Raw genomic sequence first — 15,379 nt, 5'->3', positions numbered from 1 at the left:
TCATGTGGTATAATTATTTAAAAATCGCTGTTCGTACTTTAATACGGCAAAAAGGCTTCTCTTTCCTGAATATTGCCGGGCTTTCGCTGGGTCTGGCCACCAGTTTGCTTATTTTGTTGTGGGTAGTAGATGAGCTGCAATTCGATGGCTTTCATAAACGGATTGATAGGCTCTATGTAGTGCTGCACCATCTGAATTTTACGAACGGCGAAGTGAGAACTGGCCCGGATACGCAGGGCTTATTGGCTCCCGCACTAAAAGAAAAATTCCCTGAAATAGTGGATGCCACGCGGGTTTCTTTCGCCCAGGAACGAATACTTAAAATAGGCAACAAAGCTTTTAAAGAACAAGGCCACTTTGCTGATCCTAATTTTTTTCAGTTGTTTTCCTTTCCTTTAATAGCCGGGGATAGTAAAACCGTTTTGCAGGGTATTTCTGCTATTGTTATTTCGCAATCGTTCGCCCAAAAACACTTCGGGAATGTGCCGCAGGCTTTAGGCAAAGTAATTCAGATAGGCGACGAAGACAAGTTTATGGTATCGGGCGTATTCCAGGATGTACCTAAAAATTCTTCTTTGCAATTTGATTACGTGCTTCCTTTTGAAGTGCTATTCCAGCATAATCATTGGCTCCGCGATTGGGGCGCCAGTTCTATCCAGACGTTTGTGTTGCTAAAAGAGAATGCCCAGGCCGATGCCGTGAGTAGCAAAATAGAAAATTTTGTAAAAACGCAAGCGAAAGGTTCTATCTCTACTTTAATGCTTCAGCCATTAAAAGAATTTTACTTATATGATAAGTTTGAAAATGGCAAGCCAGCAGGTGGGCGGATTGTGTATGTGCGTTTATTCTCGGTAGTAGCTGGCTTTATTCTGTTAATTGCCTGCATTAATTTCATGAACTTGGCCACCGCCCGGTCGGCGCACCGGGCAAAGGAGGTGGGTGTACGCAAAGTAATCGGCGCTAGCCGGACTTCCCTTGTTAGTCAATTCCTGACTGAATCTTTTTTGCTGTCCCTGCTTTCGATGGTTATTGCAGTAGCAATAGTTGCGTACACCTTGCCATTTTTTAATCAGCTTACCGGAAAAAGCATTTTCCTTCCTTTTCTTCATCCAACTTTTTTGTTGGCAGTACTAAGTATAACCTTATTTACCAGTCTGCTTGCTGGCAGTTATCCGGCTTTTTTTTTATCGGCGTTTCGTTCGGTGCAGGTATTAAAAGGAATTATTAAGGCTGGTTCCGGCACGGCTTATCTGCGTCAGGGATTAGTTATCTTTCAATTTGTACTTTCTACGAGCCTTATTATTTCTACGGTAGTCGTGCACCGGCAAATTCAATACATGAAAAATAAGGATTTAGGCTTAAACCAGGAAAACCTGATTTACTTTCCGGGTTCAGGCGGTATTTTAAATCATTTTGAAGCTTATAAAACAGAATTGCTGGTTCAACCAGGCATAGGTAAAGTGGCTCAATCCAGCCAGGAATTGTTAGGGAGAGTTACTACTTCACAGAGCCTGGATTGGAAAGGAAAGAACCCCAACGAAATAATTTCTTTCCAGATTATTAATGCCGATGCTAATTTTTTGCCCACCATGGGAGCAAAGCTGAAAGACGGACGGAATTTTTCCGTGGATTTCTCTACGGATAGTTTAAATTATATTATTAATGAAGAAGCTTTAAAAGCAATGGGCCTATCGCAACCTATTGGGCAGAAAGTGCGCTTTCAAGGCAAGGAAGGTAAAATTATTGGCTTGGTGCAAAATTTTCATGTTAGCAGTTTGCACAATCCTATTATGCCGATTATGATAACGCTTCGCCCGAAAGAAGCTGGAATGGTGTATGTGCGAACTAAATCCGGACAAGCCCAGCAAGCAATTGCCAGCTTGCAAAAACTGCATCCGAAATTTGAATCGGCAGCGCCGTTTGAATACCATTTTCTGGACCAAAACTTTGAACGCTTGTACCATAGCGATTTGCTGGTGAGTAAGCTAGCCACTGGGTTTGCTTTTATCGCCATTTTTATTTCGTGCTTAGGCTTATTTGGATTGGTCACATTTACGGTGCAGCAGCGCACCAAAGAAATTGGTATTCGCAAAGTTTTGGGGGCCTCGGTGCGCCTAATTGTTACGCTACTTTCCAAAGATTTCCTGAAACTGGTGTTATTATCTAATGTAATTGCCTGGCCGCTGGCCGGATGGGCGATGCACCGCTGGTTACAGGATTTTGCTTATCGCACCGAGCTTGACTGGGGAATATTTGCTTTGGTCGGAGCCGTTACTTTACTTATCGCGCTGTGTACGGTTAGCTTGCAGGCAGTTAAAGCCGCAGTGGCAAATCCGGTAAAAGCCTTGCGGAGCGAGTAAGCAATCTCTTATTTAAATTAGTAAGTCATGTTCTACCATTCTCTTAAAATAGCCTTTCGTACGCTGTGGCGTCATAAGTTTGTAGCGGGGATTAATCTTTTTGGTTTGGCCTTGGGCATGGCAGCTTGTTTACTCATTTTGCAGTATACCAGCTTTGAGTGGAGTTATGACCGCTTTCATGTAAACAGCAATCAGATTTACCGCTTACTACTGGAGAAAAACCCGGCGGAAGGACTAACCGAAAAGAGCGCCAAAACAGAGCCCGAACTTGGGACCGCCTTAAAAGCAAGCTTTCCCGAAATAAAAGAAGTTACGCGGGCCACCCCTTGGATTGGTGGGGTAGTATCTACCGTAGGAACAAATGGTCCACAACAAGCTTTCAACGAATCAAATTTACTTTTTGTGGATGCGGCTTTTTTGCGCTTGTTTTCTTTTCCACTTATTAAAGGTTCAGCAGCTGCTCTGGATGAGCCCAATACGGTAATTATTACGGAACAAACCGCTAAAAAATACTTTGGCGAGCAAAACCCATTGGGCAAAACGCTTACGCTCGATAACCATAACCAAGGGCATCATTTTAAAGTTACCGTACGGGGTATATGCCGCGACGTGCCGGCTAATTCGCATTTAAAATTTAAATTTCTGGTTTCACGCCACGTTACCGGGCAGGAAGGCGGGCCGCATACCTGGGCGGGGTACACTTACGTTTTAATAGCTCCCAAAACAAACGTGAATGCGTTGGAAACGCAGTTGCATCGGTTTATGCAGAAATACCCAGGTAACCAAACCGGAAATCAGGGAAACAAACAAATTCTTTCTTTACAGCCTTTAACCAGTATTCACTTATATTCTAACCTAGCCGACGAAGTGCCTGGAAGCGGCAATGGCAAAACAATTTGGTTCTTAACTGTTATTGCGGGATTTATCTTGCTTATTGCTTATGTAAATTATATTAATCTGGCAACCGCTCAGGCTACCGAAAGAGCAAAAGAAGTAGGAATCCGGAAAGTTTTAGGTTCGCAGCGGAGCCACTTAATCCGCCAGTTTTTTCTGGAATCGTTTTTACTTAATTTGTTGAGTGCCGCATTTGCTTTGGCGCTGGTTCAAGTAGGTTGGCCTTGGTTTAGCCAAGTAGTAGGTATTCCTTCATCCTTTTCACTAGAACATCCATACTTATTTGGAGGAGCATTTTTAGGAATTTTAACAGTTGGCGCTTTGCTTTCCGGACTTTATCCGGCGCTGGTTCTTTCGGCTTACCAGCCAGTGCAAGTCCTTAAAGGCAAACTCGGTCAGTTAAAGCAGGGAATAACACTCCGGCAATCATTAGTTGTTTTTCAGTTTGTGGCTTCTGTTAGTTTAATGACGGGCACCTTTACGGTTTACCGGCAATTACAGTACATGCGCAGCAAAGATTTAGGTATTGATATTACCCAAACCTTAATAATTGCTGCGCCGCAAGCCCGGCGGGAAACGCTGGAACAAGAACTAGCTTTTTACCAAAAAAGCAGCATTTTTAAAACAGAAATAAGTCGCTACCCCGGCATAAGTGGCGTTACGCTTACCTCTAACGTACCAGGCATAGCTATTGATTGGGCACCCCGTTATTTTAGTAATGCCAATGCCCCCAACAGTGCAGCAGTAAACCGCCCCACTATGGCCGTTGGGCCAGAATTTATCGACCAGTTTAACTTAACCGTGATTGCCGGAGATAAAATTTCGTCGGAAAAAGCCAAACAAATGACTGCCCGGGAAGTAGCACCCATTATGCTGAACGAAGCGGCGGTACGGGCCTGTGGATTTGCCAGCCCGGAAAAAGCAATCGGGCAGACACTTTTTATGCGGAATGGAAGCGGTAAAAACTTTAAAAACGAAGTAGTTGGAGTTTTACGCGATTTTCACCAGCGTTCTCTGAAAGAAGCGTACACCCCGCTTATTTTTTTAATTTCGGAAGATGCGAGCTCTATTACACATTACGCCTTAAAAGTAAATTCTTCTGATTTAAGCCATACTATAGCGCAAATTGAAAACACTTACCGGAGTTTATTCCCAGATAGTCCGTTTGAGCATTTCTTTCTGGATGAGTTTTTTAACCAACAATACCAAACCGACCAGCAATTCGGATACATTTTTGGTTTATTTACGGGGTTAGCCATTTTTGTGGCTTGTTTAGGTTTATTTGGTTTGTGCCTGTTTACTATTACGCAGCGCACCAAAGAAATTGGTGTCCGCAAAGTACTGGGCGCTTCGGTGGCCAACATTGTATCCCTGCTATCCCGTGATTTTTTAAAACTAGTGTTAGTGGCGAATGTGCTGGCCTGGCCATTGGCGTATTGGGGCATGCAAACCTGGCTGCAAAACTATTCTTTCCGCATTCCGATAAGCGCCTGGCTGTTTGTGGTGCCCACTTTACTGGTGTTGGGATTGGCGTTGCTTACGGTTAGTTTTCAGGCGATAAAAGCGGCAATAGCTAACCCAGTAGAAGCCTTGCGAAATGAGTAATAAATAAAATTTTTATTGAGACCCTCATCTAAAAGCAACTACCATTATGTTTTACAACTATTTAAAAGTAGCGCTGCGGCATCTCTTGAAAAACAAAGGATTTTCGTTTATTAATATTGCCGGATTAACGCTGGGCCTGACGGCGTGTTTACTGATTGGTTTATTTGTGCGTGACGAAAAGCAATTTGACAACTTTATTCCGGAAGGGGAACGAGTATACCGCCTTTATTATAAAATAACCAATAACGAGGGTGTGAGCAATATTGCTACCACGCCACCTATGTTTACAACTGCCTTGCAGCAGAATTTTCCGGAAGTAGAACAAACCCTTCGTATATTAAATATTCCTTCTAAAGTTCTCTTTCAAACGGATAGTAAAGAACTGTACGAAGAAGGGGGAATATTCGCGGAGCCTACTTTTTTCAATTTCTTTCCACTTTCTTTTAAATACGGTTCGGCTGATAAGGCTTTGGTTACCCCTAATGCCATTGTTATTTCCCAGTCTATGGCACAGAAATACTTTGGTTCTGAAAATGCAATCGGCAAGGAAATTCGACTAGACAAAGATTTATTCCGGGTAACGGGAGTGTTTCAGAACAATCCAAAATTTCATTTACCAGTTACATATATACTACCTTTAGCAGCAACGGGCTTATCCGACGAACAGTTGAAAAGCTGGGATTGGTATTCCTTCCATAACTATGTAAAACTTAAAAGGGAAGTGAATAGCTCGATCTTAGAACGCAAATTTCAGGATTATACCCGCGCCTTCATTAAAGATAAGCGTACCACATATCTGCCTCTTTTACAACCTCTGCCTCAAATTCATTTATATTCCGCCGCATTTAAATATGATATAGCCGTAAGGGGCAATATAACGTACGTGCGTGCTTTAAGCCTGATTGCCGTTTTTATTTTACTAATTGCCTGCTTTAATTTTATTAATCTGGCTACGGCTAAATCGCTGCAGCGGGCAAAAGAGGTAGGCGTGCGTAAAACCATTGGAGCTAGCCGTTCACAACTAATTGCGCAATTTATTGGTGAAACTTTGCTGCTTACCTTTATTAGCGTAGCTATTTCCCTTGCTTTTACTTACCTGGCCCTTCCCTGGCTAAATAATTTTACGGCTAAACAAATCTCGTTTCACCCCGTCAGTAATCCGTTTACACTGCTTTTTTGGTTGGGTTTAACATTGGTGGTAGGGCTTTTAGCGGGCTTTTACCCGGCCTTGGTTTTATCAGGTTTTCAGCCGTTAAAAGTTTTAAAAGGAGTTGCTTTGGCAGATGTTGGGCCGGGTAAGATTCCGTGGCTGCGGCACGGGTTGGTAGTAGTACAATTTACTTTATCGGTTTTACTAATTATTAGTGCCTTGGTGGTCATCACCCAAATAAATTACCTCCACCAGAAAGACCTAGGTTTTAATAAAGAAGAAATCATGTTTTTCCCGATGCGGGGCGATAACCTGACCAACAACTACGAAACCTTTAAAAATGAGTTATTGCAAGTACCGGGAGTAGCGGCTGCATCGGTAGGTTATGGTTTTCCGGGTGATATGTTTGGTGATGGCATTATAACAGTACCTGTGCAGGGGGAGCAAAAATCGTTAAAAGCTACGCAGGTAATGGTAGATTATGATTATATTAAAACTTTAGGTTTGCAGTTATTGGCTGGCCGGGATTTTTCCAGGGAGTATAAAACGGATACTTCCGCCGCTTACATTATTAACGAAACCGCAGCTAAAGAATTAGGCTTTACCACTCCCGAACAAGCCTTGGGCCATACATTGCTATGGCCTACCTGGCGAAAACCCGACCTGATTAAAAAAGGACAAATTATTGGAGTGGTAAAAGACTTTCATTACAAAAGTTTGTATGATAAAGTAGAGCCAGCCGTTTTGCATATTTATCCGCAAGCTTACTGGAAGGTAGCCGTAAAACTCAAATCAACGGATATCGGCGCAACCGTTAACCAGGTAAAAGAAGTCTGGGACCAATTCGCACCGGATTATCCACTGGAATATACTTTTCTGGACCAAAGCTTTGCCACCATGTATAAAGCCGAAGATAACCTGAAATCCCTTCTCGGGATTTTTACCGCTATTACCGTTTTTGTTTCTTGTTTGGGCTTGTTTGGTTTAGCCGCTTACGCCGCCGAACGCCGCCGGAAAGAAATAGGTATCCGGAAAGTATTAGGAGCCAGTATTAATCAAATTGCTTTTCTTTTATCGAAAGACTTTGTAAAATTAGTACTGGTGGCCATTTTCCTGGCTTCGCCGGTTGCCTGGTACTGCATGCATGCCTGGTTACAGAATTTTGCCTATCGGATTAATATGGGCTGGTGGGTATTTGCGGTAGCCGGAGTTGGCTCCTTAGCTATTGCCTTAATCACGATAAGCTTTCAAGCCATTAAAGCAGCCGTGGCTAACCCAGTAGATGCATTACGGAGCGAGTAAGCTGACTGAAGAACAAATAGATGAAGTAGTATTATCAGGAAAATTCTAAGTTTTTCTTTTTATTCTTTATGGAAAATCGGCGTGTTGTTGCTCCTTTAATTTAGATTACTTCTGTCCATACTATTCTCATCAACTGTAAACCCTACGCGTATGATCCGGCATACCTTCCTTCTTATTTACCGCCATTTCCTCCGGTTTAAAGGTACTTTCTTAATTAATTTAATTGGGTTGTCTTCGGGGTTGGCTTGTGCGCTGGCTATTTATTTGTGGGTGTACGATGAGTGGCATTTTGATAAATTTCACGAGCAGGACAAACAGCTTTTCCGGGTAATGGAAAACTGGCGTGATGCCAACGGCATAACTACTAAACCCGAAACGCCGCACCAATTAGCCACCGCCTTAGCGGCCGAAATGCCGGAAGTAGAATACGCCGCTACGGTTACTCCCCCGGCTTTTTTTCCAAAGTTTACTTTAAATTATAAGGGTAATAACATTCGGGCTACCGGCAAATTCGTGGGGAAAGATTATTTTAAAATGTTTTCTTTTCCGCTTACTCAAGGCGATAAAAACCAGGTTTTAATTGATAAAAATGCTTTGGTTATTTCGGAAGCTATGGCGCAAAGGCTATTCGGTACTACTAAAAATGTGCTGGGAAAACCGGTGGAATGGGAAACCATGGGCGTGAAGAAAACGGTTTTTATTTCGGGCATTTTTAAAGGCATTCCGGCTAATTCATCCGAAGAATTTGACTTTATTTTAAACTTTGAGGCTTTTGAGAAAGATGTAATGAACATGGGCGTAAACTGGGACATGCCGGAGCCTTTTTACACTTACGTCGTTTTAAAAAAAGGCACTAACCTGGAATTGTTTAACCAGAAAATTGCCAATTTTTTAAAAAATAAAAGCAGCAAAGCGCAGCACCGCACCTTATTTCTGGAGCCTTATTCCCGCCACTATTTATATGGTAAATACGAAAATGGCGTACCCGTTCCTACGCGCCTGGAGTATGTAAAGCTGTTTTCGTTAATTGCGGTGTTTATTCTGGTAATTGCCTGCATTAATTTTATGAATTTAGCTACGGCCAGAGCTTCGCGCCGTTTAAAAGAAGTAGGTATCCAGAAAACGCTGGGCGCCAGCCGTAAAATTTTAATTTCTCAGTATTTAGGCGAAGCTTTGCTGCTCACCAGTTTGTCCCTGGTGCTGGCTATTGTGCTGGTGGTGCTTTTTCTGCCGCAGTTTAACCAGATTACCGGCAAACAGTTGGCGTTGCATTTCGATGGTAATCTAATTTTATCGGTGCTTGGTATTACGTTCATCACCGGAATTATCGCGGGCAGTTACCCGGCCTTGTATCTGTCGGGTTTTAATCCGGTGGCTATTCTTAAAGGAAAACTCAACCGTTCGGGCAACGAGGTATGGGCCCGTAAAGGCTTGGTAGTGTTTCAGTTTGCCTTATCTATTATTTTTATTGTATCGGTGCTGGTGGTGTACCGGCAAATTCAGTATGTACAAAATAAAAACCTGGGCTACGACAAAGATCAGATTATTACGTTCGAGATAGAAGGAAAAGTAACCGCTAACGTAAAAACTTTTCTATCGGAAATTAAGAAAATACCGGGCGTGGTAAACGCCTCCGGCAAGATTGACAAATTTATTGGCGGGTTTGGGGCTGCTGCCGAAAATACCCCGATTACTTTAGACGGCAAACAAATTCCTGTTCATAACATCCGGGTAAATTACGGCCTGATAGAAACGTTGGGTATTCCGGTAGTGGCTGGCCGCACTTTTTCGCGGGATTTTGGCGCGGATACAAAAAAGAGAGTAGTAAATGAAGCTTTCGTGAAGGCTTTGAGTTTACCGGAACCCGTTGGCAAAATAGTAAAAGGTCCGAACGGAATGGAATTTGAAATTATTGGCGTCGTAAAAGATTTTCATTATAAATCGTTGCACGAAAAAGTAGAACCTTTGCTGTTTACTTTAGAACCCGAGTTAGCCACCGTTGTTCTGGCTAAAGTAGCTGCGGGTCAGGAGAAAGAAACATTGGCCCGCTTGCAGCAATTTTACAAAGAATTTAACCCCGGCTTTGTTTTCGATTACCAATTTCTCGATGCCGATTACCAGGCCCAGTACGTAGCCGAACAACGGGTAGCGGCTCTATCGCGGTACTTTGCCGGTTTGGCTATTTTAATTTCCTGTCTGGGTTTATTTGGTTTAGCGGCTTTTACCGCCGAACGCCGGCGTAAAGAAATTGGTGTACGCAAAGTTTTAGGGGCTAGTGAGTTTAGTATCGTGTATCTGTTATCCAGTGAGTTTTCTAAACTGGTTATTATCGCTATTTGTCTGGCCTTACCGCTAAGTTACTTACTTGTAAAACACTGGCTGAATAGTTTTGCTTACCAGATTGAATTAAACCCCTGGTACTTTGGCGTAGCTGGTTTATTAGCCTTGGTAGTGGCTTGGCTGACGGTGGGCCTGCAAGCCGCCCGAGCTGCTAAAATTAACCCGGTACATTGCCTGAAAGAAGAGTAATCAAAACATTTATCCAGGCTTATCGAGATATTTAAATTATACGCTACTATTCCTTTGATTTGCTATAATTTCTGAAGTATAAAAACAGAAGCGGACGTGAGAGCCCGCTTCTGTTTTTTACCTTTTCGCCTATTAATGCCATGTTTTTCAACATTAAACACGGCTTGTTAGAAATTAAAGATTTAAAAGAGGATTAATTATTGGAGTTGAGATAAGAAAGCATTTAGGTTGTTGGGGTATATAAAACAATAGCTAACCTATTTTAAAATTAATTAACTACTGGAGGTTATAAGTTCCAATTACTTCGCCTATTCTGTCAGTGCAGGTATCTTTCACTTCTGTAATAGTCAGGGTTTTACCATCTATCCTGAATTCGTAAATTCCTTTCTTATCCGAGCCACAGGTTTGGGCAAAGCCGGTAGCAGCTTCATCCACAATAGTTATCTGGTTGCGTTCCACGGTATATTTCCCGGAAATAGAGGAATCTCCGTTTAAAAACTTGAAAGTATGGTCAGCATTTAACGACCAGATCAATCCGGAATTGTTCCATTTTCCTACTAAACTAACTTCGGTAGTTTGCGAAGTATTACCGGCAAAAAGTTGCGTTACAACACAAGCGAAAGAGAGGGATAGAATTTTAATTTTCATAATGCAATAATTTTAGTGGTTGGGTTTAGGTTTAAATGTTTAGTTGTTATTTGGTTGTATTTGGATGGCTTTCTTTTTAGAATTTTTCTTCTATTGCCCGCTACATTCCTATTACTCTGAGTAGATTTTTTTATATCCTGGTGCTGAGCAAAAGTACAATTACCTGCCACCATTTGTCTAACAGCGTAGTTACAACTTATAACAGGCAGGTAACATTAATAAAATAGCTCCTCCAAAGCTTAGAAGTGCTTTAACAGGCAGGTTACATTTTATAACACAGGGGTAACCTGTGGTAATAAGAAGCCTTTCTGGTGAGTAATTACAAGGAAAGTTATAAAGTTATTACATAGAAGATCTTTCAAATCTTCTTTAAGCAGTGCTGATGCGGTTTGCACCGTTACCCATTTGCCTCATGGCCGGCAGGCCTCGTTTGGCTCTCTCGGGCGGGTCTAAGCTTCCTTTCCTCGACTCCGCCTGCGGAAGGATGAGAAAGTAATAGCTGCCTCTCCTTCCTGTTCTTAGGGGAGGTCCCGAAGGGAAAGACTTTAAATGAGGCAAGTAGATTACGATTCAAACTAGTTAGCACCGCAGCAGGAAGTGGGTAACCAGCTCCAACGACAAACCAATAACCGTAAGTTTTTATAATCTCAAATTAGTTTTAAAACCTTATTAGGAATTGGCAGGTTGGCGAGCGATGTACTCGTTTGGGAGAACGCCAAACTGCTCCCGAAAGCATTTGGAGAAGTAAGACAAATTATTAAAACCAACCTGGTAGGCTATTTCGGCAATGTTACCGGCACGGGCTTCGAGCAGTTGGGCGGCTTGCTTTAAACGCATCATCCGAATAAAATCACTGGGTGATTGGCCGGTAAGCGCCTTAAGTTTGCGGTGTAAATGCACCCGGCTTAAACCAATTTCGCGGCTAAACTCATCTACGCTAAATTCAGAATCGCTGAGCCGTTCTTCTACTACTCGCATTACCTGCTGCAAGAACTTCTCATCTACGGAGCTTACTACCATTTTAGTGGGTTCCAGCCGGATTTCCCGGCTAAAATACTCGCGTAATTTGCGGCGGTTTTCAACTAAATTAGCAATTCGAACTACCAGCTCCTTGGAGTCAAACGGTTTAGTCAGGTAATCGTCGGCACCAGTTTCCAGGCCTTTTACTTTCGCCGCTGCAGTTGTCAGAGCTGTAAGCATTATTACCGGGATATGACTGGTGCGCATATCTGTTTTCAGCTGTCCGCATAAAGCAATACCGTCCATCTCCGGCATCATCCAGTCTGTGATAATCAAGTCAGGAATAGTTTCCTGCGCTACAGTTAAGCCCTGCACTCCGTTAATACTTTCTACTACCCGGTAACTTCCTTCCAGGTGCGCGCAGATATACGCCCGTAAATCATCGTTATCTTCCACTACCAATATAAGTGGCAATTCCTCCGAACTGTTAGAAGTTACGGGCGATTTGCTAACTTCTGGCAAGGAAGTAATTTTTTCGGGAAGGGCAGATAAATCAGAAAATACTTCTTTTTGTAAGGTTCCTTTATTGTTTGATAAGACTTCTTCATTAGTAGAGATAAACGGTAGCTGCACGATAAAAGCTGCTCCTTTGCCCGGTTCACTTTCGGCCCATATCCGGCCTTGCTGCAGCTCTGTTAGTTCTTTAGCTAACGCCAGCCCAATACCCGTACCCTGGGCATCGGCGTAATATTGCTGACCCTGGTAAAACCGTTCAAACACTTTATTTAATTGCTCCGGATTTAAACCCGGGCCACTGTCTTGCACTGTAATTTGGATTACTGAAGTCGCTGTACTATTTGTAACCGGAAGAAGTTCGGTTTTTAAAAATACTTTCCCGCCATTCGGCGTAAATTTAAAGGCATTGGATAATAAATTATACAGTATTTTCTCTACCTTATCTTCGTCGTACCGGCAAACCAATGGTTCATCAGGCAATTGGAGTTCGAACTTTATGTGCTGGTAATCGGCTAAAGAGGAGAACGACGAATATATTACTTTTAGTAGCTGCTTAAAATCCCCGGTTTGTTGTTCCAAAAGCAATTGTCCCGATTCTATTTTAGATAAATCCAACAATTGATTAATAAGTTGCAGCAATCGCCGGGCATTACGCGACATTACTTTCAGCTCCGATACTTTTACCGGAACCAGCGTTTGTTCTGAATTTGAAGTTGTGCCGGATAGTTTATCCAGTACATTATTTAAGATAAGAGTGAGCGGCGTCCGGAACTCGTGCGAAATATTGGCAAAAAAATGGGATTTTACTTGGTCCAGTTCCTGGAGCTTTTCGGTTTGTGCGGCAAGTTCCTCGGCCTGTTGACGTAGCTGTTCGTTTTTAAGCGCTACTTCCTGAGTACGCTGGGCTACTAATTTTTCTAATTGCTCTTTCTCCGCTTTTAATTTCGCCGAACGCCACCGCACCAACAACCAAAATAAAATACCCGCACCCAACAGATACAGCCCATACATAAACCAGGTGCGGGGCCACGGCGGCAAAATAGTAAAAGTATACGACACAGGTCTACCTAAGTGGCCTTGCGCGTTTACAGCCCGGGCGTGAAAGGTATAAGTGCCTTCTGGCAAACGGGTATATTCTTTAACCGATTCTTTGGTCCAGGCCGACCAGTTTTTATCGTAGCCTTCCAACCAAAATTGAAATTTATTATTTTCGGCGCCATTATAGCTGGGTGCTGCCAGCTCCAAATGCAACGAATTTTCCCGAAAAGGCAATTGCACCTGTTGTTGATTATTGGAGTAAAGAACCGAACCAGATGGTAAAACAACGCGGCGGAGCAAGGTAAAAAACGATGGGCTTTTCTCCTCGGCAGCTGGCCACTCAAAACGCACCAACCCATCTACTCCGCTAAACCAAACTGCCTTAGCCGCTTGCTGGTAAACAAATTGTTTTAAAGGGTACGAGCTGCCACTAAAATCAAAAGATTGGGTGGTGTAAGTTCCGTTAGGTTGTTTTCGGGCTAACTGCAATTGCCAACGCTGATCTTCGTACTTTTTTGTCCATAGCCACACTTGCCCGCCATCGGAATATTCTGTGGCTGGTTGTACTTGCTGACGGGGTAAGTTAAACTGGGTTTCGTAAGCTTTTAAGGGCTCAAACACATTGCGGTCTTCCCGGAACCGGAATAATTGGTAGTTACCCTCCCCTATCTGGGCAATTAAGTCTTGACCTACATAATATAGGTTGGTAATGCCTGCCGGAACACCTTGAGCCGGACCATACCGGTTAATAACCGTATTTTTAGTAAAAGCTTGGCCATTTTTAAGTTTTGCTTCCGGAAATTGAACCCGGGTAATGCCTGCACGGGTGGGTAGCCACAAATCACCGATAGGCGACTCAATTAACTGCGAAATATTATCTGGTAACCCTGGTAGTGCGCCTTCGTTTCTCCATTGATTGCCTACCCGCCGGAAAGCGTATACGTTCTTAGAAGCAATAAATACAACCGTAGAATCGTATTTACTGGGTTGAATATCCCGGCAATAATTATCCCAGGGTGCAACGGTAATGGGTAAGGCAGTAATTTTGCCGTTGCGCCACTCAAACAAACCCTCTTCGCTGCCAATCAACAAAGATATACCTATTGATTGAAGACTCCAGATGCTGGAAGTAAATCCGGCCACGTTGCGGAAACTGGCTGAGGGATTTAAAGGCAATTTTTCGGTGAGTTGAAATAAGCCCGCCGTGGTACCGGCAAATAACTGCCCCTGGTGTTCGCATACGGCGTAGGTCTGTCTTTGCAAACCTACGCGCTCGTTAAAGTACGAAAATGGAGAATTTAACCTTATTCGGCTTAATCCTTTCTCCAGGCTAATCCACAAACCGCCCTGGTCGTCGGTGCCTAAACTATACGTGGTGTTGGTTACCAAACCACTCTCCTGGTTAACAATAGTTTTAATATTTGCGGCCTGATCTAAAATAACGACGCCACCTTTTAAAGTTGTAATAGCCACATTACTATCCGGCAATAATTTACCCTGGAACAGCACATTATTGCGTAAGTAAATGGCTGCTGCCCCTTGTACCGGAACAATAGTTTTCCCAGTAAAATAGGCAAGGCCGCTATTTGAGTTAGCTACCAGCCAGCGTTTATCTTTTAGCGGCAACAAAAACTGAAGCCGGCCTTCTGTAAAAAAGGTATCGTCGGAAAAAAGCTGGAGTGCATTATTTTGCAGCACAAAAAGGCCTTTATCTGCTACCTGAACGTGTAATTTATTATTAAGCCATTGTAATAGACCAAAAGCCGTTTCTGCTTGCCATACTTTAAATTTGCCTTGGTGCCAACGCAAAAGATACTGGTTAGATTTAAAATAAACCCCTTCGGGAGTAACCAAAGCATCCCAAACATCTCCTAACGTCCGCATATTTTTTGGTAATTTAGACAATAAGGAAACAAACCGGATTTTACCATTTACGTCGGGCGCTAAATAGCCCAAGTTATCCGAAGCGCCTACGTAAATGCGTCCCGACTTATCTTTTCCTAATCCCCACACCATGTTGCTGCCCGGAATTTGAATAAACTGCCAGGTAGTACCATTGTACTGCAATATGCCCCCGTGGCTCCCGATCAGCATTACCCCCCGGTTATCCTGTAAAATGGTAGAATGCTCGAAACTGGGCGTTAAGTGCAGGTATTCTTTGGGATTAAAGTTCTGAATAAAGGGTAGCCCTTGAAAATTGCTACCAGGTGAAGTATAAAAATAACCGAAAGGCAAGCCGGCCGCCTGACCGGATAAAAAAAATAAGAATAATAAAATCAGGATTACCTGCCGCGAACTTTCCATCCGGCACTTTTTAGGCTGCATACATACGGGTTAGTAGTATACAAGATAGCTAAAAAACAGAAATAGCAATCGC

General features: G+C 42.9%; 6 protein-coding genes. 4 read left to right on the top strand and 2 right to left on the bottom strand.

Going from position 1 to position 15,379, the window contains the following annotated elements; all coding sequences use genetic code 11:
* Positions 1-2: 2 nt before the first annotated feature.
* From HUW48_RS01090 to HUW48_RS01075, 4 genes are all read left to right on the top strand, one after another.
* Positions 3-2,360: an ABC transporter permease gene (locus HUW48_RS01090; RefSeq protein WP_182413916.1), complete on the top strand. Its 2,358-nt coding sequence runs from the start codon at positions 3-5 to the stop codon at positions 2,358-2,360.
* A 27-nt stretch (positions 2,361-2,387) separates the two neighbouring features.
* Complete coding sequence (locus tag HUW48_RS01085; RefSeq protein WP_182413915.1) at positions 2,388-4,859, top strand: ABC transporter permease; 2,472 nt, start codon at positions 2,388-2,390, stop codon at positions 4,857-4,859.
* 46 nt (positions 4,860-4,905) lie between these two features.
* Complete coding sequence (locus tag HUW48_RS01080) at positions 4,906-7,311, top strand: ABC transporter permease (RefSeq protein WP_182413914.1); 2,406 nt, start codon at positions 4,906-4,908, stop codon at positions 7,309-7,311.
* 150 nt (positions 7,312-7,461) lie between these two features.
* Complete coding sequence (locus tag HUW48_RS01075) at positions 7,462-9,840, top strand: FtsX-like permease family protein (RefSeq protein ID WP_182413913.1); 2,379 nt, start codon at positions 7,462-7,464, stop codon at positions 9,838-9,840.
* 276 nt (positions 9,841-10,116) lie between these two features.
* Here the strand turns inward: HUW48_RS01075 and HUW48_RS01070 are convergent, their stop codons facing one another.
* On the bottom strand, positions 10,117-10,488 hold the full coding sequence (locus tag HUW48_RS01070) for a hypothetical protein (RefSeq protein ID WP_182413912.1): 372 nt from the start codon (positions 10,486-10,488) through the stop codon (positions 10,117-10,119).
* A 669-nt stretch (positions 10,489-11,157) separates the two neighbouring features.
* Positions 11,158-15,327, bottom strand: a complete 4,170-nt coding sequence (locus HUW48_RS01065) for a hybrid sensor histidine kinase/response regulator transcription factor (protein WP_182413911.1) — start codon at positions 15,325-15,327, stop codon at positions 11,158-11,160.
* Positions 15,328-15,379 lie beyond the last annotated feature (52 nt).

The sequence above is a fragment of the Adhaeribacter radiodurans genome (assembly GCF_014075995.1).
GTDB classification, from domain to species: domain Bacteria; phylum Bacteroidota; class Bacteroidia; order Cytophagales; family Hymenobacteraceae; genus Adhaeribacter; species Adhaeribacter radiodurans.
The sequence above is the reverse complement of the archived record's forward strand: the minus strand, read 5'-3'. Positions and strand labels throughout refer to the sequence as shown.

Coding starts and splice junctions, on each gene's coding strand:
- HUW48_RS01085 (WP_182413915.1), top strand. CDS start 2,388: ATGTTCTACCATTCTCTTAAAATAGCCTTTCGTACGCTGTGGCGTCAT.
- HUW48_RS01065 (WP_182413911.1), bottom strand. CDS start 15,327: ATGCAGCCTAAAAAGTGCCGGATGGAAAGTTCGCGGCAGGTAATCCTG.
- HUW48_RS01075 (WP_182413913.1), top strand. CDS start 7,462: ATGATCCGGCATACCTTCCTTCTTATTTACCGCCATTTCCTCCGGTTT.
- HUW48_RS01090 (WP_182413916.1), top strand. CDS start 3: ATGTGGTATAATTATTTAAAAATCGCTGTTCGTACTTTAATACGGCAA.
- HUW48_RS01070 (WP_182413912.1), bottom strand. CDS start 10,488: ATGAAAATTAAAATTCTATCCCTCTCTTTCGCTTGTGTTGTAACGCAA.
- HUW48_RS01080 (WP_182413914.1), top strand. CDS start 4,906: ATGTTTTACAACTATTTAAAAGTAGCGCTGCGGCATCTCTTGAAAAAC.